This is a genomic window from Sphingopyxis panaciterrulae (genome assembly GCF_014199295.1).
Classification (GTDB): Bacteria; Pseudomonadota; Alphaproteobacteria; order Sphingomonadales; family Sphingomonadaceae; genus Sphingopyxis; species Sphingopyxis panaciterrulae.
The window spans coordinates 35,458-54,423 of record NZ_JACIJH010000015.1; the positions used below are offsets into that span (position 1 = coordinate 35,458).

Annotated in this window: 16 protein-coding genes; 11 read left to right on the top strand and 5 right to left on the bottom strand. The window is 62.6% G+C overall.

Annotated elements, in window-relative coordinates:
* Positions 1-6: 6 nt before the first annotated feature.
* The 8 genes from FHR21_RS17415 (at position 7) to FHR21_RS17450 (ending at position 9,148) form a co-directional block, all read left to right on the top strand.
* Positions 7-1,707 carry an FAD-dependent monooxygenase gene (locus FHR21_RS17415; RefSeq protein ID WP_184100647.1) on the top strand — a complete coding sequence of 567 codons (1,701 nt, stop codon included), beginning with the start codon at positions 7-9 and terminating at the stop codon, positions 1,705-1,707.
* A gap of 209 nt (positions 1,708-1,916) precedes the next feature.
* Entirely contained in the window at positions 1,917-2,711 is a 795-nt protein-coding gene (locus tag FHR21_RS17420) for a fumarylacetoacetate hydrolase family protein (protein ID WP_184100649.1), read from the top strand.
* The gene (locus FHR21_RS17425; protein WP_184100651.1) at positions 2,708-3,553 is read left to right on the top strand and encodes a fumarylacetoacetate hydrolase family protein; all 846 of its coding nucleotides are present in this window, start codon (positions 2,708-2,710) and stop codon (positions 3,551-3,553) included. The genes FHR21_RS17420 and FHR21_RS17425 overlap by 4 nt, the downstream gene beginning before the upstream one ends.
* A gap of 14 nt (positions 3,554-3,567) precedes the next feature.
* A complete protein-coding gene (npdG, locus tag FHR21_RS17430; RefSeq protein ID WP_184100654.1) occupies positions 3,568-4,248 on the top strand; it encodes an NADPH-dependent F420 reductase in 681 nt (226 codons plus the stop codon).
* A complete protein-coding gene (cofE, locus tag FHR21_RS17435) occupies positions 4,131-5,015 on the top strand; it encodes a coenzyme F420-0:L-glutamate ligase (RefSeq protein WP_338113203.1) in 885 nt (294 codons plus the stop codon). The genes npdG and cofE overlap by 118 nt, the downstream gene beginning before the upstream one ends.
* Positions 5,012-5,938 carry a 2-phospho-L-lactate transferase gene (gene cofD / locus FHR21_RS17440; protein ID WP_184100656.1) on the top strand — a complete coding sequence of 309 codons (927 nt, stop codon included), beginning with the start codon at positions 5,012-5,014 and terminating at the stop codon, positions 5,936-5,938. The genes cofE and cofD overlap by 4 nt, the downstream gene beginning before the upstream one ends.
* A gap of 3 nt (positions 5,939-5,941) precedes the next feature.
* Positions 5,942-6,553, top strand: coding sequence for a 2-phospho-L-lactate guanylyltransferase (gene cofC / locus FHR21_RS17445; protein WP_184100658.1), 612 nt, complete (start codon positions 5,942-5,944; stop codon positions 6,551-6,553).
* A 177-nt stretch (positions 6,554-6,730) separates the two neighbouring features.
* Positions 6,731-9,148: a TonB-dependent receptor gene (locus FHR21_RS17450; RefSeq protein WP_184100660.1), complete on the top strand. Its 2,418-nt coding sequence runs from the start codon at positions 6,731-6,733 to the stop codon at positions 9,146-9,148.
* Between the two features lie 139 nt (positions 9,149-9,287).
* Here FHR21_RS17450 and FHR21_RS17455 read toward each other — a convergent pair whose 3' ends face one another.
* A complete protein-coding gene (locus FHR21_RS17455) occupies positions 9,288-10,073 on the bottom strand; it encodes a hypothetical protein (RefSeq protein ID WP_184100662.1) in 786 nt (261 codons plus the stop codon).
* Between the two features lie 18 nt (positions 10,074-10,091).
* On the bottom strand, positions 10,092-12,455 hold the full coding sequence (cofH, locus tag FHR21_RS17460) for a 5-amino-6-(D-ribitylamino)uracil--L-tyrosine 4-hydroxyphenyl transferase CofH (RefSeq protein ID WP_184100664.1): 2,364 nt from the start codon (positions 12,453-12,455) through the stop codon (positions 10,092-10,094).
* A 249-nt stretch (positions 12,456-12,704) separates the two neighbouring features.
* Between cofH and FHR21_RS17465 the strand changes: the two genes are divergently transcribed.
* Both FHR21_RS17465 and dmpG read left to right on the top strand, forming a co-directional pair.
* Positions 12,705-13,646 (top strand): acetaldehyde dehydrogenase (acetylating), encoded by a 942-nt coding sequence (locus FHR21_RS17465; protein ID WP_184100764.1) that lies wholly within the window; start codon positions 12,705-12,707, stop codon positions 13,644-13,646.
* The gene (dmpG, locus tag FHR21_RS17470; RefSeq protein ID WP_184100666.1) at positions 13,643-14,674 is read left to right on the top strand and encodes a 4-hydroxy-2-oxovalerate aldolase; all 1,032 of its coding nucleotides are present in this window, start codon (positions 13,643-13,645) and stop codon (positions 14,672-14,674) included. Before FHR21_RS17465 ends, dmpG begins: the two co-directional genes overlap by 4 nt.
* A gap of 131 nt (positions 14,675-14,805) precedes the next feature.
* Here the strand turns inward: dmpG and FHR21_RS17475 are convergent, their stop codons facing one another.
* Genes FHR21_RS17475 through FHR21_RS17485 form a run of 3 tightly spaced genes read right to left on the bottom strand, consistent with a single transcriptional unit; the run spans position 14,806 to position 18,360 of the window.
* Complete coding sequence (locus FHR21_RS17475; RefSeq protein ID WP_184100668.1) at positions 14,806-16,101, bottom strand: dihydrolipoamide acetyltransferase family protein; 1,296 nt, start codon at positions 16,099-16,101, stop codon at positions 14,806-14,808.
* A 1-nt stretch (position 16,102) separates the two neighbouring features.
* Entirely contained in the window at positions 16,103-17,110 is a 1,008-nt protein-coding gene (locus tag FHR21_RS17480) for an alpha-ketoacid dehydrogenase subunit beta (protein WP_276569296.1), read from the bottom strand.
* A gap of 11 nt (positions 17,111-17,121) precedes the next feature.
* Positions 17,122-18,360, bottom strand: a complete 1,239-nt coding sequence (locus tag FHR21_RS17485) for a thiamine pyrophosphate-dependent enzyme (RefSeq protein WP_295325764.1) — start codon at positions 18,358-18,360, stop codon at positions 17,122-17,124.
* 116 nt (positions 18,361-18,476) lie between these two features.
* Here FHR21_RS17485 and FHR21_RS17490 point away from each other — a divergent pair, with 116 nt between their 5' ends.
* Positions 18,477-18,956, top strand: coding sequence for an Lrp/AsnC family transcriptional regulator (locus FHR21_RS17490; RefSeq protein ID WP_246427305.1), 480 nt, complete (start codon positions 18,477-18,479; stop codon positions 18,954-18,956).
* Positions 18,957-18,966: the final 10 nt, after the last annotated feature.

Consider the following 18,966-nt stretch of genomic DNA (forward strand, 5'->3'; position numbering starts at 1 on the left):
GAGATCGTGGCTACCGAACAAGCGCCGACACTCGACGCCGATGTCATCATTTTAGGCGGCGGTCCCGTCGGCCTCGCCGTCGCCGTCGACCTCGCCTGGCGTGGACAGCGCCCGATATTGATCGAGCGGGGGGATGGCGAAGTCGTTCATCCGCGCGCCGGGGGCTTCACCGCGCGCACCATGGAACATTTGCGCCGCTGGGGCATCGCCGACGAGGTGCGCAAATATTTCAACCCTGACTTCCCGCTCAACCAGCGCTTTTGTCTCAGCGTGTCGGGGCATGAGCTGGCGACGGCCCGGCTTGGGACGCTGCGCGAGACTCCGACGCCGCCCGAAACGCCGGAGAAGCACCAGCGGTGCCGGCAGATGTATTATGACCCGATCATCCGCAAGCGCGCGATCGAGCTGGGCGCAGACCTTCGCATGCGGCATTCGGTCGAAGCGTTCGCCGACAAGGGTGATCACGTCGAATTGCAGGTGCGCAACCTTGAAACCGACGAGGTTCTGACCTTGCGCACGGCGTGGCTGGTCGCCTGCGACGGCGGTCGTAGCTGGGTGCGCGACGAACTCGGCATCGGCGTGCAGGGCAATCGCCTGAACCATTCGCTCAGCGTCCTGCTCGAAGGAGACATCGTCGGTCACGGCGGCGAAGAGGCGGCCGAGCGCTATATCATTCTCGGACCCAAGGGACCGTGGGCCAACATCACGACCATGGAGGGCGAAAACCGCCAGTGGCGCATGAACTTGCGGTTCGACGAAGAGCCCGATCTGGCGACTTTCGATCCGCAGGAGGCTATTCGCCGCGCGGTATCGCCCGATGCCGATCTGAAAGTGCTTTCGATCCTTCCCTGGCGCAGGTCGAATATCATCGCCGACCATTTTCAGTCTGGGCGGATCCTGCTTGCGGGCGACGCCGTCCATGTGATGACACCGACTGGCGGCTTCGGGGCCAACACCGGTATCGGCGATGCCGTCGATCTTGGGTGGAAGCTGCAGGCGGTTATCGAGGGCTGGGGCGGCGACGCGCTGATCGACAGCTATGAGGTCGAGCGGCGGCCGATCGCCTTTCGCAACGTCTTCGAAGCCGAGCGCAACCACAAGGCGTGGAGTCCCGCCGAGGATATCTCGCGCATCGCCGAGGAGTCGCCGGAGGGCGAACGCATCCGGCGGCGCATCGGCGAGGGACTGGTCGAGGCTAGCTATCCCGAGTGGAATTCGATCGGGGTGGCGCTCGGCTATGCCTATCTGAACTCGCCCTTGTGCGTTCCTGACGGAACACCGCCGCCTGCCGACGAGCCGTCGGTCTATCGACCGACCGCGCGTCCGGGACACCGCGCGCCGCACGCATGGCTGTCCGATGGCCGTTCGATGCTTGATCTGTTCGGCAACGGCTTTGTGCTTCTGAGCTTTGCGGACAAGGAAGCGGAGGGTGTCGATGCGCTTCTCGCCGCGGCAGCGGAGCGAAAGGTTCCAATCCGCGTCGAGTGCATCGCGGACGGCAATATTGCGGCGCTGTACGAACAACCGCTCGTGCTCGTCCGTCCCGACGGTCACGTCGCCTGGCGCGGTTCGCAGCTGCCCGATGCCGGCGGTCTCATCGACATCGTTCGGGGTAAGACCGTCACACCGCAAGTGCGGACGCAGGTCGAACGGCAGACCTATTATGCCCAGGCGCGCCGCGAACCTGCCAGCGAACTTGCTGCCTAAAGATATCGGATCGCGGCGCTCCGCGGCGCTCCGCGGCGTGCGCGCGATGCGCCGACTGGCGCCGTAGCGGTGCCTGGCTCGTTCCCTGGGGTGGCGATGCCTGCAAATGCGTCGCCCCCGGGGGCGTTTCCCCAACGGGTTGCGCCGCCAGGACCGGGACATGCAAGCGGCGGTAAAAAGCCGTACTTTTGGGATGAGGAGCCGACAGGATGAAATGGGCACGATTTCAGCATAATGGCCAGCCAACCTATGGGCTCGTCGAAGGCGACGCGGTAAAGATCGTCAGCGGCGATCCGTTCGGCGGCTATGCACTGAGCGGCGAAGAGTTGCGCTGGGACGATCTGGAATTGCTGGTTCCGGTCGTTCCGGGCACCTTCTATGCCGCCGGGGCGAATTACACCGATCATATCGTCGGCATGCGAAAGCAGACCGGCGCCGATCCAACGCCGCCCTCGCGGGCGCATATCGGCTATCGCGCGAACAGCGCGCTCATCCCGCACGGCGCCGCCATCGTCAAACCCGCCGACGCCGGCGAGCAGTTCCAGTATGAAGGGGAACTGGTCGCGGTGATCGGCAAGCGTGCGCGCCATGTCTCGAAGGCGGATGCGCTGGGCCATGTGCTCGGCTGGACGATCGGCAACGACATCAGCGAGCGGACATGGCAGCGTGCCGACAGCACATTGTGGCGCGCCAAGAACAGCGATACCTTCAAGCCCATGGGTCCCTATATCGACACCGATCCGGACTTTACCGACATGCAGACGATCGTCCGGATCGATGGGCAGGAGGTCGATCGCTTCGCGACGCTCAACATGCTCTTCGACGCCGCGACCTTCATTTCCGACATGTCGCAATATATCACGCTGCATCCCGGCGACGTCATCTGGCTCGGAACCGACGGCGTGCCGAGCAACATGCGTCCGGGCAATCGGGTCGAGGTCGAAATCACGGGACTGGGCGTGCTGAGCAATCCGGTTGTCGCCGAGGATCGCGCTTCGTCATGAAGCTCGTCCGCTATGGGGCCAAGGGCAAGGAGCGTCCCGGCGCACTGGATGCCGACGGGACCATACGCGATCTGAGCGGCATGATCGACGACATCGGTCCTGCAGCTCTGTCGCCCGAATCGCTTGCACGGCTGCGCGAAACCGATCTTCAGTCGCTGCCATCCGTGGCGCCCCAGCGGCTCGGCACACCGGTGGCGCGTTCGCGTAAGTTTCTTGCGATCGGGACGAACTACCGACGTCACGCCGACGAGGCCGGGATGCCGCATCCCGCCGAGCCCATCCTGTTCACCAAGGCGATTTCCTGCCTCTCGGGCCCCGATGACGATATCTTGCTCCCCCCGGGCGCAACCCAACTCGACTGGGAGGTGGAACTTGGCGTGATTATCGGATCGGTGGCGCGGCACGTCGCTCGGGCCGATGCGCTCGCCCATGTTGCTGGCTATTGCGTCGTGAACGACGTATCCGAACGCGCGTATCAGCTGGCGCGCGGCGGCAGCTGGGACAAGGGGAAGGGGTATGACAGCTTCGGCCCCGTCGGGCCGTGGCTCGTTACCGCCGACGAAATTCCCGATCCGCAGGCGCTGGAACTGTTCCTCGAAGTCAACGGAACGATGATGCAAGGCGGCAGCACGGCCGATATGATCTTCGGTGTCGCGGACATCATCTCCTATGTGAGCGGTTTCATCACATTGGAGCCAGGCGATATTATTGCGACCGGGACGCCCCATGGCGTCGGCATGGGCATGACACCGCCCCGCTTCCTCGCGGCAGGCGACAAGCTGCGGCTCGGGATCGGTGGACTTGGCGAACAAAATCAGACCGTCGTTCCCGACGCGCGATAATTGGACAGGAAATGATGGACATCGGCACGGCTAAAATCGCTATTCTCGGGGGCACCGGCAAGGAAGGCGGCGGCCTCGCGCTGCGCTGGGCCAGCAAGGGACATCGCGTCATCATTGGCAGCCGCTCGATCGAACGCGCCCAAGCGGCGGCAGCGGCGATCAATGAAAGGCTCGGCGTTTCGCTGGCGACCGGAAACGGTCTCGCCGCCGCCACTGCGGAAGCCGAGATCGTCACGCTCGCGGTTCCCTATGCCGCGCAGCAGGAAACGGCGAAGGAGGTCGCATCGGTCCTTGCCGGCAAGATATTGATCGATGTGACCGTTCCGCTTGTGCCGCCGCAGGTCAGCCGTGTCCAGCTTCCCGCGGGCCGCTCTGCCGTCGAAGCGCTGCAGGAACGACTCGGTCCTGAGGTCAGGGTGGTGTCGGCCTTCCAGAATATCTCGGCGCATCATCTCGATGATCTCGACGCGGAAGTCGAATGCGACGTACTGGTGTGCGCCGACGACAATTCTGCGGCAGAGGCCGTGATTGCGCTTTCGACGCAAATCGGGTTGCGCGCCTGGTATGCGGGGCCACTATGCAATTCCGTCGTCAGCGAAGGGTTGACGTCGGTTCTCATCGCCCTCAACCGGCGGTACAAGGTACCGGGCTCGGGGATTCGGATTACCGGGATCGACGGTTTGGAGATTGCGTGACACCTATTGCCCCTCGGCTGTCGATCATGGCTCTGCCGGGACTGCCCTCTATTGCAAGCGGCGATAATTTGGCGATCCTGATCGCGGCGGCCTGCGAACGGGCGGCATTGCCTCTCGCCGACGGCGATATCGTCGTCGTCGCGCAGAAAATCGTCTCCAAAGCCGAAGGCCGCGCGATACCCCTCGGCGAGGTGACGCCGTCGCAGGCGGCGCAGGACCTCGCGATCCGCGTCGAAAAGGACCCGCGTCTCGTCGAGCTCATTCTCTCGGAATCGACAGCGGTGATCCGCGCCGTTCCCGGGGTTCTCATCGTCGAGCACCGGCTGGGCTTCATCCTTGCCAACGCCGGAATCGACGCTTCCAATATCGACCATGGAAAGGATGAAATGGCGCTTCTCCTTCCCGTCGATCCCGATGCATCGGCGCGGCTGCTGCGCGCCGATCTGTCAGCGCAAGTCGGGGCGGCCGTCGCCGTGCTGATCATCGACAGTATCGGCCGCGCATGGCGTCTGGGGACGGTGGGAACCGCAATCGGCGCGAGCGGGCTGCCCACGCTGCTCGATCTGCGCGGCAAGCCCGACATGTTCGGTCGCCCGCTCCAGACATCCGAGCTCGGTTTTGCGGATGAAATTGCCGCTGCCGCTTCGCTGGCGATGGGGCAGGCCGACGAGGCAACGCCCGTGACCATCGTTCGCGGCCTGGCCTATGGCGGTGACGATCCAGCCGCGGCGCTGCTACGCGACCGCGACCGGGATTTGTTTCGGTGATCGTCGCATTGGCCGGCGGCGTCGGCGGCGCGAAACTGGCGGCGGGCCTGGCTGCCATCCTGCCTCCCGGCAATCTTACTGTTGTCGTCAACACAGGCGACGACTTTGTCCATCTGGGTCTGGCGATCTCGCCCGATATCGACACGGTCACCTATACGCTCGCAGGCCTCAACGATCGCACCCAAGGCTGGGGCTTGGCCGACGAAAGCTGGCATTTCATGAGCGCGCTCGAGCGGCTCGGCGGTGCGCAATGGTTCAGGCTGGGCGACAATGATCTCGCGACGCATGTCGAGCGCACCCGCCGCCTGCGGCGCGAAACCCTCTCTGCGATCACTGCCGATTTTGCGAAGCGGCTGGGCATCCGCCAGCATATCATCCCGATGTCCGACGACCGCGTCAGCACGATGGTCGACACCGATGAGGGCGAGCTTGCCTTTCAGGATTATTTCGTCCGCCGTCGCTGCGAACCGCGCTTTCGCGGGATTCGATTCGACGGGTTGGGAGACGCGCTTCCATCGACGGGCCTGATTGCCGCGCTGGAAGATCCGGCGCTGGAGGCAATCGTCATTTGCCCGTCGAATCCGCTCCTCAGTATTGAACCGATCCTGGCGCTCGCCGGGGTCGACAAGGCGCTGCGCCATCGTTCGGTACCCCTCATCGCCGTTTCGCCTTTCATCGGCGGTGAAGCGGTGAAGGGGCCGGCAGCAAAGATCATGCGCGAACTGGGTCTGGTTCCTACACCGGCGGCCGTCGCGGCACGCTATGACGGGTTGCTCGATGGTTTGGTCATCGACCATGCCGATGCCGCTGCATCGGCACCCGAAGGCCTCCGGCTGCTGGTCACCGACAGCCTGATGCGCGACGCGCCGGATCAGGCACGCCTGGCGCAAGAGGTGATCCAGTTCGCGCGCCGTTGCGGTTGAGCGATGGCGGCCGAGACGACCATCATTCTGCCCGTGCGGGGATTTGAGAGTGGCAAGAGCCGGCTTGCCAAGATCCTGTCGGTGCAGGAGCGAACGGCGCTCAATGCGCGAATGTTTGCGCATGTGTTCGCGGTGGCGCGCGAGGTGGTCGGCAGCGACGCCTGCCTGATTGTCAGTCCCTCGCAAGAAATATGCGATCTCGCGGAGAGCGTGGGCGCGCAAGGTCTGATCGAAGGGGGATATGGCTTGAACGCAGCGCTCGAAGAGGCGCGCCGCGCCGTAAGGGCGCGTGGAAGCGATGGAATTCTTGCGCTCAGCTGCGATCTCCCGCTGCTCGTTCCTGCCGATATCGAGGCGCTGCTTGGAGCGGCGCACGACGTCGTCCTTGCGCCCGATGTCGAAGGGGGTGGCACCAACGCTTTGCTGGCGCGCGGCTCGGCGCAAATTGCCTATCGGTTCGGACCCGGCAGCTACAGGGCCCATGTGCACGAAGCCGAATCGCTCGGAGCAGGGGTGGCTGTCGTGAACCGTCCGGGACTGGCAAATGATCTCGACCTGCCCGGGCAACTATCGCTACTCAACAACCTTGGGGGCGGCTGGCAGCCCGCGGCTTAGCTGGGATTTCATGACATTACATGTGTCAAGGCAAGGTGTAATTCTCACCGAAAAATCGTGTGAAAAGTCTACTTTACACTAGTCAAGTTATACCTTAGCTTCCTCTCCATCGCGGCACCCAGCGATACGCCGAGCCATCAGCAAAAAGCTGCGCGGCGGGAGGAGAGGGAGAAAATCATGACCAGATTACGTCGCCGCATGGCGCCCGTTTTTATAGCAGGCACGGCCATGGGGTTGGTGGCGGGAACCCCCGCATGGGCACAGACGCCGCCCGCGGCCGAGCCCGTTGCCGTTGATCCTGCGGCGCCCGCATCGGCTGCCGCCCCGACCGATGCGATCGATCCGAACGCCATTGTCGTGACCGCACGCCGCCGCGCCGAAAACCTGCTTTCGGTGCCGGTCGCGATCTCCGCGGTCAACGCCGATGGTCTGGAGCGTGCGAACATCCTGACGCCGCAGGATCTTGCGCGCGTCGTGCCAGGGCTCACCACCGGCTCGGGAAGTACGCGCGGTTTCAGCCAACTGATCTTTACCATCCGCGGTCAGCGGAACGGCGAACCGGCGATCGCCGCCGATCAGTCGATCGGCGTCTATTTTGCCGAAGTGCCGCAGAACGCGTCGCAGGGCCTCAATTCGGGCTTCTTCGATATCGAATCGGTGCAGGTGCTCAAGGGGCCGCAGGGAACGCTTTTCGGCCGCAACGCGACAGGCGGCGCGGTTCTGATCCAGCCGAACATGCCCACCGCCGACTTTGGTGGCTATGTGAAGGGCACCGCCGGAAGTTATGAGCTTCGCGACATCGAAGGCGCGATCAACCTGCCGATCACCGACACGCTGGGCCTGCGCGTAGCCGGCAAATACACGCATCGCGACGGGTATCTGACGAACATTCTGAACGGGCGAAAGTTCAACAATATCGAACGCGGCGGTGCCCGTGCCATCCTGCAATGGGAACCGAGCGACGGGTTCAGAACGACGACGATCGGCACCTATAGTCGCGGCCGGTCGCGCGGCGAGGGCTGGAAACTCAACAAGCTTGGGCCCCCCGCGGGCCAGGCCATTATCGATGCCTTCGAGGAAATTCAGTCGCTCGGCAAATATGAGATCATCAACAACGCGGAGACGCCTGGTTTTCCCGTTCAGGATCACAATGGCCTGACCCGGACCTGGAGTATCCAGAACACGACCGAGATCGGGCTTGGCGGGGATATGACGCTCAAGAACATTATCGGGTATCGCGGCGTTTTCGATCGGGCGATCTCGCTCGCCAGCGGCAGCCGGATTCCGCTCCAGGATTCGATCATCGAGGATGATCTCAACGAGTTCAGCGAAGAGCTGCAGATTCTCGGGGAGACTGGTCCGCTCAAATATGTCGCCGGCCTCTATTATTTCCAGACGCGCGGCTCGGAAGCGATCGGCGCCTACAACAACGGTCTCAACCGGCTTCGTCAAAGCGATTATGATGCGCGCAACACGAGCTATTCGGCCTTTGCGCATATCGACTATGAGCTGAATGGCATTGTCGAGGGACTCTCGCTGTCCCTCGGAGGTCGCATCACGCACGACAAGCGGATTCTGATCCGCCGTGGACGCGACCAGATCGCGGTGGGCAGCCCGACCTTTGTGTGCCAGTTGGAGCCGACCGTCACCGGGCCCAACGATCGCGACATGTGCAACCTGCGCTTCGATGTCAGCTTCACCCGGCCGACCTGGGAATCGAGCCTTAATTGGCAGATCGATGCTGATAATCTGATCTATGCCTCCTATCGCCGAGGCTATCGTACCGGCGGCTTCTCGTCGTCCGCTACCAACCTGACGATTGCATCCAGCCCCTATGGTCCGGAGTCGGTCGACGCGTTCGAGCTGGGTTCGAAACACGGGTTCCATAGCGACAATGTCGATGCGTCCCTGACACTTGCGGGCTTCATCAACAAATACCGCGATATCCAGCGCCGGACGAACGTTCTTTCGGGGAGCAACCAGACCTTCAACTACACCACCAACGCCGCTTCGGCGCAGATCTATGGTGGAGAGGCCGAATTGCATATTGGCCTGTTCGATGCCTTCTATATCGACGCATCCTACGCCTATCTGAAACCGAAATATGATCGCTGGATCGACCCCGTGAATGTCGGGGGCATCATCTATAATAATGACATTTCGGGCAGCCGATTCAACGACGTGTCGCGGCACCAGATCACGCTTGCCGCGCGCTACGAAGTACCGGTCGGCGAGAATTTGGGCAAGGTGGCGATCGGCGCCAACTATTCCTATCGGTCATCCTTCACCACCCAAAATGAAATCAACACCCCGAAATGTACGGTCGACGGGGCTCCGGCCAACGTCATCTATACGAACTGCTACAACGCGGCGGGGGTCGTCCCGGGATATGGCATCGTGAATGCGCGGGTCAGCTGGGAAAATGTCGCAAACCAGGGTTTCGATCTCTCGCTGTTCGTCAACAATGTCACCGACAAATATTATTCGCGCGCAGCGATTACCGCCCTGTCGACCCTGGGCATCTTCGCGACCGCCATCGGTGAGCCCCGGATGTGGGGGGTGGAACTGCGCGTACCGTTCGGCGGCGAACGTTGACAGCGTTCTCGCACCAATAACTCAAACGGGAAAGGGCATGAACACCGCAAGGCGCTCATGCCCTTTGCTATTCGGTCGAGAGTCGCTTGCCGTTCGCGGGGCACGCGGGCTGCTCTTCAGGAAATGGTAGGCGCGCGGCTTAACCGGTGGGATCGATTGCCCGAACATAGGAGTCGTGGTCGCCGATGCCCTTCGCAGGATCGGAACCTGGCCTGTCCGATGGTACGGGGAATTTCAGGGCCAGCACGACGGCACCGTCGCCGCCGGCGGTGATCGTCGCCTTGTCATCGCCTTCGTCGGGCAGGAGCACCGACAGTTCAGGCAGATGCGCTCCGTCATGCTGGAGACTGCCGCTACAGATCATCAAATGGAGGTCTCCTGCCGCCCCGACCGGAATGGCGGCAGTTGCATCGGGGGGCAATCGGAACAGCTCGATCGCGAGACCATCCGCCGCTGGACCCCAGAGATGTTCCTTGCAGATGCCGCCCTCTTGGGGAGGCGTCTGCCAGTCATTGACATTGACGAAAAACCGGCGCCCCATGGGCCTGGGGATCAGGCGTGCATTCCCGGGCATCTTCCAGCCGCCTGTGGCGGCCCGGCGGCGAAAGACGAAAAAGCCAAGCCCGTCTTGTGCGGCAACGATCGGTCCATATGGCGCAAAAGCGTCGGCATATTGGATCGTGATCGGCTGGACCGGCACGCGCCCGAAACGGCCGCTGCCGAGAACGATAACCTGAAACTGGTCGACGTCATGGAAATGGGCGTAGATCGTCGACCCTTCGTCGAGTTGCTGGCCAAGATAGACTTGCGGCCCCGCGTCGAGCTGGTGCCCGCGGCCGAAGAAGTCGTGCACGAGAGCGCGGCCGATGGCATCGCCATTGTCGCGCTCGACTGTCGGCGCCGCCTGAAGCGTGTTTGCGCGCATCATCCTCTCCTATGAACTTTACTCATGTAAAGCAAGATCCGCGTTCGGGTCGGGAGCAGCGGTCCGCAGCTTTCGTGGCGGAGTCTGGATGGGAGCGGTCAGCGGAATAGCAGTGCGTCCGCGAGCCTGTACATCGGATGCGACATCTCCATAGGTCGTCGATCGCTGGCGTGGAATGCGCCCGATATCGTGGATCAGCCTATCCATCGCCGCCGGCGACATCTCCTGGCCGTGCTGCGTTCCCGCAGCGCGCGAGATGCTCTCGTTCATCAGCGTGCCCCCCAGATCATTGACCCCCGCAGCGAGGCATGCGGCGACGCCGCCCGATCCCAGCTTGACCCAGCTCGCCTGGATCGAGGTCAGGTGGGGGTGAAGGGCGAGGCGGGCGATCGCATGCATCAGCAGAACCTCGCGAAACGTCGGCCCCAGCCGCGCGCGGCCGCGCATCGCGATCGGCGCCTCCATATGGACGAAGGGCAGAGGGACAAATTCGGTGAAGCCGCCCGAACGTTGCTGCTGGTCGCGAATGCGGAGCAGGTGACGGGCCCAGTGCCGCGGGTTGTCGACATGGCCGAACATGATCGTTGCGGTGCTTTGGAGGCCGATGCGGTGCGCTGCCGCCATCACCTCAAGCCATTGCGCGCTGTCGAGCTTGTCCGGACAGATGATCCGGCGCACCTCATCGTCGAGGATTTCGGCCGCAGTGCCGGGAAGCGTGTTCAGGCCCGCGTCGCGCAGCCGCGCAAGATAGTCGTCCAGCGATAGCCCGAGCGTATTCGCGCCGTGCATGATTTCGAGTGGCGAGAAAGCGTGGATGTGAATGTCCGGTACGGCTTCGCGCACGGTGTGAAGCAGCGCCAGGTAAGTCTCGCCGGTGTAGGAGGGATGGATTCCGCCCTGGAGACAAACCTCGGTCGCGCCGCGCTCCCACGCCTCGCGCGCGCGCCGCGCGACTTCGGACAGATCGAGATCATAGGGTCGATCGTTGGCGGCCGCTCGCGCCCCTTTGGAAAAGGCGCAGAAGCCGCATTTGTAAGTACAGATATTGGTATAGTTGATATTGCGGTTGACCACATAGGTCACCGTTTCGCCCTGGATCCGCGTCCGCAGCGCATCGGCTGCGGCGCAGACCCGGTCGATCTCGGCGCCGCGGGCGGCGAAGAGCCGGACGATCTCTTCTTCGTCGGGCGACGTACCGGCCAGCGCGCGCTCGACGATCATCGCTATGTCGTGCGAAATCGGCGCCCCCTGGGTGCGGATGGCGGGCGGTGCGATCATTGTCCCCGGTGCCCAGCGATCGTCGCGTGCATAGCCTTCGCCGTCCATCGCGCGAAGCGTCGCGGATATCATCGCCGGATCGAGCCAACGATCCATATTCTGAGCGAACGCGGGATAGATGGGCAGTCGGCGTACGAGTGTCAGGCCCGCGGCTTCGGTCGCGCGCGTCAGAACGGGCAGCTCCGGCCATGCACGTTCGGGATTGACGTGGTCGGGCGTTACCGGCGAAATTCCACCCCAATCATTGATCCCGGCATCGAGCAGCCGGCCGAAATCGTCCGACGAAAGATTCGGCGGTGCCTGGATATTCGCTTTCGGACCCAAAATCCGCCGGGCGGTCGCGATGGTCCACAGCAGATCGTCGAGATCGGGTTCGGGCGCTCCGGCCATCGGCGTGCGCGGTTTGGCGCGGAAGTTCTGGACGATGACTTCCTGGATGTGCCCATAGCGCGTGTGCAATTCGTTGATCGCGTCGAGCGTATCGATGCGTTCCTGCCGCGTCTCGCCGATGCCGATCAATATTCCCGTCGTGAACGGGATCGACAGTTCGCCCGCCCAGCGCAGCGTCTCGAGTCGCCGGGCTGGAAGCTTGTCGGGCGAGCGATAGTGCGGACCGCCCTTCGCGCACAGGCGCTCAGACACCGACTCCAGCATCAGCCCCATCGATGCGGCGACGGGGCGCAGCGTGGCGAGTTCATCGCTCGACATGACCCCGGCGTTGATGTGCGGCAGCAATCCCGTCTCGTCGCGCACCGCCGCGCACATGTCGCGGAGATAGGACAGGGTCGATGGATGTCCGAGCGCCTCGAGTTCGGCGCGCGCCGATGGAAAGCGATCCTCGGGCCTGTCGCCCAGCGTAAAGAGGGCTTCGGTGCAGCCCGCGTCGCGTCCGGCGATGGCGATGGCGATGACCTCGGCCCGGGTCAGATAGGCGGCCTGCCCTTTGCGCGGATGCTGGGCAAAAGTGCAATAATGGCAGCGATCGCGGCAAAGCTGCGTGAGCGGAATGAAGACCTTCGGCGACCAGGTCTGGATCGATCCGTGACCGCTGGTGCGGAGCTGCCTGGCATGCTGCAGCAGAGTTTCAACTGAATTCGTCATCATTCCCTATCCGTTTGGGTGCCGCAGACTATCACCGATTTGTTTACATGCGTAAAGTCATGATGCTGCACGGGTCGTCCATTATCGCAGATGGATCTATTTTTCAGCCAAAATCCATACCTTCAAGGAAGCGCGAGTCGGTATGTGATGTCAAAGCCACTCGCGATTGTGGCGGCCTTTTGCTTGACACATGACAATTGAATGGTCACATCGGCAAGCGGGACGAAACGGCATCTGGGAGAAGTTGTCAAAATGGGTGCCAGGGCAAAAGTTGCGATATTGGGTTCGGGCAATATCGGTACCGACCTGATGGTCAAGATCATGCGCTTGTCCGAGCGTCTGGAGATGGCCGCCATGGTCGGCGTCGATCCGGCTTCCGAGGGGCTGGCGCGCGCCGAACGGCTGGGGATTTTTACCACATCGAAGGGCCTGGACGGGCTTTTGGCGTCCGACCTGTTTTCAGCGATCGATATCGTGTTCGACGCGACGACCGCGTCGGCGCACGCGGCCCACGACCGCGTTTTGCAACAGCATGGGAAGCGGGTCATCGATCTGACGCCCGCCGCGCTTGGCCCCTTCAACGTCCCGTCGGTGAATGGCGCGGCCAGTCTCGATCGGCCCAACGTCAACATGGTCACATGCGGTGGGCAGGCGACCATTCCGATCGTGGTGGCCGTAAACCGCATATCTCCGGTTCTATATGGCGAAATCGTTGCGTCGATCGCGTCCCGATCGGCCGGCCCCGGAACACGTGCGAACATCGACGAGTTCACCGAAACGACTGCGCGTGGGATAATCGAAATCGGCGGAGCGAAGCACGCGAAGGCGATCATCATCCTGAATCCCGCCGAACCGCCGCTTGTCATGCGGGATACGGTCTATTGTCTTTGCGCAGAGGCCGACGAGCGGGCCATTGAAGCGTCGGTCCATGCAATGGTCGATGAGGTGCAGAGCTTCGTGCCAGGATACAGGCTCAAACAGGCGGTGCAGTTCGAGCGGATCGGGCACAACAGCCCGATCAGGATACCGGATCTGGACGCCGAGTTTTCCGGGCTGAAGGTTACCGTGTTCCTCGAGGTCGAGGGCGCGGCTCATTACCTTCCGGCCTATGCGGGCAATCTCGACATCATGACGTCGGCGGCATTGAGGACGGCGGAGCTGATCGCCAACCGGATGAAGGAAGCCGCGTCATGAATGCCGTAACCTCCAAGCTCTATATTCAGGACGTCACCCTCCGCGATGGCATGCACGCCATTCGGCACCGTTACAGCCTCGATCAAGTCCAGGCGATTGCGAAAGCGCTGGACACGGCGAAGGTCGACGCGATCGAGATTGCACATGGCGATGGGCTTGGAGGATCGTCGCTGAATTACGGCTTCGGTGCTCACACGGACTGGGACTGGATCGCGGCGGTCGCCGATGTCCTCGACCATAGTATTTTGACGACATTGCTCCTCCCGGGCATTGGTACGGTCGAGGACCTCAAACACGCCTTCGACCTTGGCGTAGGTTCGGTTCGCGTCGCCACGCATTGCACCGAAGCCGATGTCTCCAAACAGCATATCGAGGCTGCGCGCAAACTCGGGATGGATGTGTCGGGCTTTTTGATGATGAGCCACATGTCGCCGCCGGACAAGCTGGCCGAGCAAGCCAAGCTAATGGAAGCCTATGGTGCGCACTGCGTCTATGTGACCGACAGCGGTGGTGCGCTGACCACTGACATGGTGGCCGAACGCTTCGCCGCGTACGACCGGGCGCTGAAACCGGAAACCCAGCGCGGCATCCACGCCCATCACAACCTCAGCCTGGGCGTCGCCAATTCGGTGGTCGCGGTGCAGAATGGTGCGATCCGTGTGGATGCATCGCTTGCCGGCATGGGGGCGGGAGCGGGCAATGCGCCGCTCGAAGTCTTCATAGCCGTCGCAGACATATATGGATGGTCGCATGGCACCGATCTTTTTACATTGATGGATGCCGCCGACGAATTGGTCCGGCCGCTTCAGGATCGACCCGTACGCGTCGATCGCGAAACCTTGAGTCTCGGCTATGCGGGGGTTTATTCGAGCTTCCTGCGCCACGCCGAGACGGCTGCCGTGGCCCATGACCTCGACGTCAGGGAAATTCTGATTGAACTGGGACGCCGGCGCATGGTCGGCGGCCAGGAGGATATGATATTCGACGTGGCGCTCGACCTGGTCCAGCAACGCGAGCGATCGGCCTGACGAGTTCTTGGGGCTAGGGGACTGTAACCGAACCAACAAATCCGTTCGCATCAAGCGAAGTCGAGATGCCCATCGTCAGCGCGCGCCTTCGGAATGTCTCGGCTTCGCTCGACACGAACGGGTTGGATTGATCAATCCGCGAACAGCAAAACCGGCGTTTCGATCAGCTTCTTGAGCGCCTGCACATAGCTCGCCGCGTCCCAGCCATCGACCACACGGTGGTCGCAGCTGATCGACAGGTTCATGAACTTCGCGCGGCGGATCTCGTCGCCCCCCTGAGGATTTTTGGCGAAGACGGGGCGCTCGACGATCTTGTTCGGGCCGATGATCGCCACTTCGGGCCGGTTGATCACCGGGGTGGTCGCGATCCCGCCGAGTGGGCCGAGCGAGGTGATGGTCAGCGTACCGCCGGTCAGCTCCTCGACCTTCGCCTTGCCGGTGCGCGCGGCTTCGGCAAGGCGCGTGATCTCGCTCGCGAGCTGCCACACATTCTTGTCCTGCGCGTCGCGGATGACCGGAACCATCAGGCCCGCGTCGGTCTGCGTCGCCATGCCCAGATGCACCGCACCGTACCGCGTCACGACGCCACCTTCGTCGTCGTAACGCGCGTTGATCATCGGAAACTGCGGAATGGTACGGCAGATCGCGACGATCAGGAAGGGCAGCATCGTCAGCTTCGGCCGCCCGCCGCGGTTGGCGTTGAGGTCGGCGCGCATCTCTTCGAGCGCGGTGACGTCCATTTCCTCGACATAGGTGAAGTGCGGGATCGCACGCTTCGACGCCGCCATATTCTCGGCGATCTTGCGGCGCATGCCGATGACCTTGACCGGTTCGTCGGCGCGCGCGCGGCTGGCGCCGGGCGCATGATAGCCCTGCCCACCGCCGTAGCGCAGGAAGGCATCGAGATCGGCGTGGCGGATGCGGTCGCCTTCGGCCTGAACCTGCGAAAGGTCGACACCGAGGTCCTTGGCGCGGGCGCGGACGGCCGGCGATGCGAGCACGGCGCGGCTGTGCTCGGCGGCGGCGGGCACCGGGGCCGGTGCCGGAGCGGGCGCCGGCGCCGGCGCCGGCGCGGGAGCGGCCACCGTGGCAGCGACCTCGGCCACCGAAATCTCCTCAGCACCCGGCGTTTCCGCAACGACCTCCTGTTCCGCCCGCGTATCAGCCGGCGGCGCTTCGGCATCGCCGTCGGTCTCGATCACGGCGAGCGTCGAACCAATCGGGATCAGGTCGCCGACCTCGCCCGCCAGTTCGACGACGATCCCCGAAACCGGCGATTCCATTTCGACGGTCGCCTTGTCGGTCATCATGTCGGCAAGCTGCGCATCTTCCTCGACGCGCTCGCCTACACGCACGTGCCAGGCGACGATCTCGGCTTCGGCAATGCCTTCGCCGATATCGGGCAGACGGAATGAATAACGGGCCATTTCAGTCATTCCTCATGACGCGGCGAAGGGCTTTGATGAGCCGGTCAGGACCCGGAAAATAATCCCATTCGAATGCATGGGGGTAAGGTGTGTCCCATCCGCAGACGCGCTCGATCGGGGCTTCGAGATGATAAAAGCAGCGTTCCTGGACGAGCGCCGACAACTCACCGCCGAAACCGCCGAAACGCGATGCCTCGTGCAGGATGACGCAGCGTCCGGTCTTCTTCACCGATGCGACGATCGTATCGATATCGAGCGGGACGATCGAGCGCAGGTCGATGAGTTCGGCATCGATGCCGCTTTCCTCAATAGCCGCGCGTGCGACATGCACCATCGTGCCATAGGCGAGGACGGTTGCGGCCTCGCCTTCGCGAACGCGCGCCGCCGTGCCTAGCGGGATTCGATACAATCCTTCCGGGACCTCGGCCGCCGGGTTGCCCTGCCAGGTCGGAACGGGACGGTCGTGGCGCCCGTCGAAGGGACCATTGTAGAGCCGCTTGGGCTCCAGGAAGATCACGGGATCGTCGTCCTCGATCGCCGAAATCAGCAGCCCCTTCGCATCAAAGGGCGTCGAGGGGATCACCGTCTTTAGGCCGGTAATATGGGCGAAGATCGCTTCGGGTGACTGGCTGTGCGTCTGCCCCCCAAATATGCCGCCGCCGTAGGGAGACCGTACCGTGAGCGGCGCCCAGAACTCTCCAGCCGAGCGGTAGCGCAGGCGAGCCGCCTCGGAAACGAGCTGGTCGAAGGCGGGAAGTATGTAATCGGCAAACTGAATTTCGGGAACGGGTCGCAATCCATATGCGGCCATTCCGATCGCCGCGGCGACAATGCCGCCTTCCGAAATGGGAGCGTCGAAGCAGCGTTCGAGACCGAAGCGCGACTGGAGTCCGTCGGTTACCCGAAACACGCCGCCGAAATAGCCGACATCCTGGCCGAAAATGAGGACATCGGGATCGTTGGCGAGCTTCTCGGCGAGCGCGCTGTTCAGCGCCTGTAACATTGTCATCGTCGGCATGGTTAGATCCCAAGCTCGCGCCGCTGTTCGATCACACGCCAGTCGGGCTCCTTGAAAACGCCCTCGAACATCTCCGAAACGGGGGGCTTCGATACGCCGAGCGTCCCGACCGCTTCGCCTGTCTTGATTGCGGCGCGCACCTCGACCTCGATCGCATCGGACAGTGCGTCGTGTTTTTCGGCATCCCAGGCGCCCGTGGCATAGAGATGCTGCGTCAATCGATCCACCGGGTCGCCGAGTGGCCAGAGGGAAGCTTCCTCGACGGGCCGGTAGCGTGTCGGATCGTCGCTCGTCGAATGCCCGTCGGCCCGATAGGTGAAAAGCTCGATCAGCGTCGGCCCGCAATTGTGGCGCGCGCGTTCGGCGGCCCACGCCGTCGCCGCCCAGACGGCGAGAAAGTCATTGCCATCGACCCGCAGTCCCGGAATGCCGTAGGCCAGTGCCTTGGCGGCGAAGGTCGTCGTTTCAGCGCCCGCTATCCCCGAAAAGCTGGAAATCGCCCACTGATTGTTGGTGACGCAAAGGATGACAGGGGCGCGATAGACCGCCGCAAAGGTCAACGCTTCATGGAAGTCGCCCTCGGCGGTCGTTCCTTCGCCGATCATCCCGAGCGCGATCGCTTTTCCGCGGCGATAGGCCGAGGCCATGGCCCAGCCAACGGCATGGCCGAAGCGGCTTCCGACATTCCCTGACAGCGAGTAGAATCCATAGTCGCGCGCCGAATAAAGGATCGGCAGCTGACGGCCCCGCAACGGATCGGCCGCATTCGAGAATATCTGGTTGATCAGCTTATCCAATGGATAGCCTCGCGCCATCAGCCAGCCGAGCATGCGATAGGTGGGAAAGCACATGTCGTCGGCGCCGAGCACCATGCTTTGGGCGACGGCGATGGCCTCCTCGCCGGTGCATTTCATATAGAAGCTCGTCTTGCCTTGGCGGTGCGCACGAAACAGGCGATCGTCGAAGGCGCGCGTCCGCATCATTGCCGTCAGTCCGGCGATGAGCGCTTCGCTGTCCAGATACGGATTCCACGGCCCCACGGCCGCATTCTGGTCGTCCAGGATGCGAATAAGGCCATAGGGGAGGTGGCGAAGGCCGGACTCGTCGGCGTCGATGGACGGCTTCGCAATCTCACCCGCATCGCTGAACCGCAAGTGCGAAAAGCTGGGAATCTCGCCAGGGCGCGCAACAGGGTTCGGGATGTGGAGGCGCAGGGCCTCGCTGTTTGATAAGATCGACACGCGATGTGATATATATTGCGCAGAGTGCAATCGCTTTGCAAGATTGCCTCGATATGGGCGAAGTATTAAAATTTCATCCTAATAATTATTCCATTTCGAGTTTATAGTTCCAACAGATGCAAGGGGCGGCGATGACGGCAAAAATTGACGCGTTCGATCGAAAGATCCTGAAGTGCCTGCAGACCGAACCCCAACTGTCGATGGTCGACCTCGCCGAACGGGTCGGCCTTTCGCACACTCCTTGCTGGCGGCGATTGCGGCGTATGGAGAATGCCGGCCTGATCATGGGGCGGCCGGTAATCCTTAATCCCGTCGCGCTCGGTTATCCGGTCAATGTTTTTGCGAACATCAAGATACGCAATCATGATGAGGCGATCCTCGAACAGTTCGAGGATGTGGTCCGTGGCCACGCCGAAATCGTTGAATGTTTCTCGATGAGCGGCGACAGCGACTATGTTCTCCGCATCGTCGCGCGAAGCATTGAAGATTACGAGCGCTTCCTGAAAAAGGTCCTTCTGCACCTCCCCGGCGTGGGCTCGATCAACTCGAGCTTTTCGCTGAAGCAGGTGAAGATGACGACGGCGATCCCGATCTGATTCCCGCAGG

Coding starts and splice junctions, on each gene's coding strand:
- FHR21_RS17420 (WP_184100649.1), top strand. CDS start 1,917: ATGAAATGGGCACGATTTCAGCATAATGGCCAGCCAACCTATGGGCTC.
- FHR21_RS17425 (WP_184100651.1), top strand. CDS start 2,708: ATGAAGCTCGTCCGCTATGGGGCCAAGGGCAAGGAGCGTCCCGGCGCA.
- npdG (WP_184100654.1), top strand. CDS start 3,568: ATGGACATCGGCACGGCTAAAATCGCTATTCTCGGGGGCACCGGCAAG.
- cofE (WP_338113203.1), top strand. CDS start 4,131: ATGCAATTCCGTCGTCAGCGAAGGGTTGACGTCGGTTCTCATCGCCCT.
- cofC (WP_184100658.1), top strand. CDS start 5,942: ATGGCGGCCGAGACGACCATCATTCTGCCCGTGCGGGGATTTGAGAGT.
- FHR21_RS17450 (WP_184100660.1), top strand. CDS start 6,731: ATGACCAGATTACGTCGCCGCATGGCGCCCGTTTTTATAGCAGGCACG.
- FHR21_RS17455 (WP_184100662.1), bottom strand. CDS start 10,073: ATGCGCGCAAACACGCTTCAGGCGGCGCCGACAGTCGAGCGCGACAAT.
- cofH (WP_184100664.1), bottom strand. CDS start 12,455: ATGATGACGAATTCAGTTGAAACTCTGCTGCAGCATGCCAGGCAGCTC.
- FHR21_RS17465 (WP_184100764.1), top strand. CDS start 12,705: ATGGGTGCCAGGGCAAAAGTTGCGATATTGGGTTCGGGCAATATCGGT.
- dmpG (WP_184100666.1), top strand. CDS start 13,643: ATGAATGCCGTAACCTCCAAGCTCTATATTCAGGACGTCACCCTCCGC.
- FHR21_RS17475 (WP_184100668.1), bottom strand. CDS start 16,101: ATGGCCCGTTATTCATTCCGTCTGCCCGATATCGGCGAAGGCATTGCC.
- FHR21_RS17480 (WP_276569296.1), bottom strand. CDS start 17,110: ATGACAATGTTACAGGCGCTGAACAGCGCGCTCGCCGAGAAGCTCGCC.
- FHR21_RS17490 (WP_246427305.1), top strand. CDS start 18,477: ATGCAAGGGGCGGCGATGACGGCAAAAATTGACGCGTTCGATCGAAAG.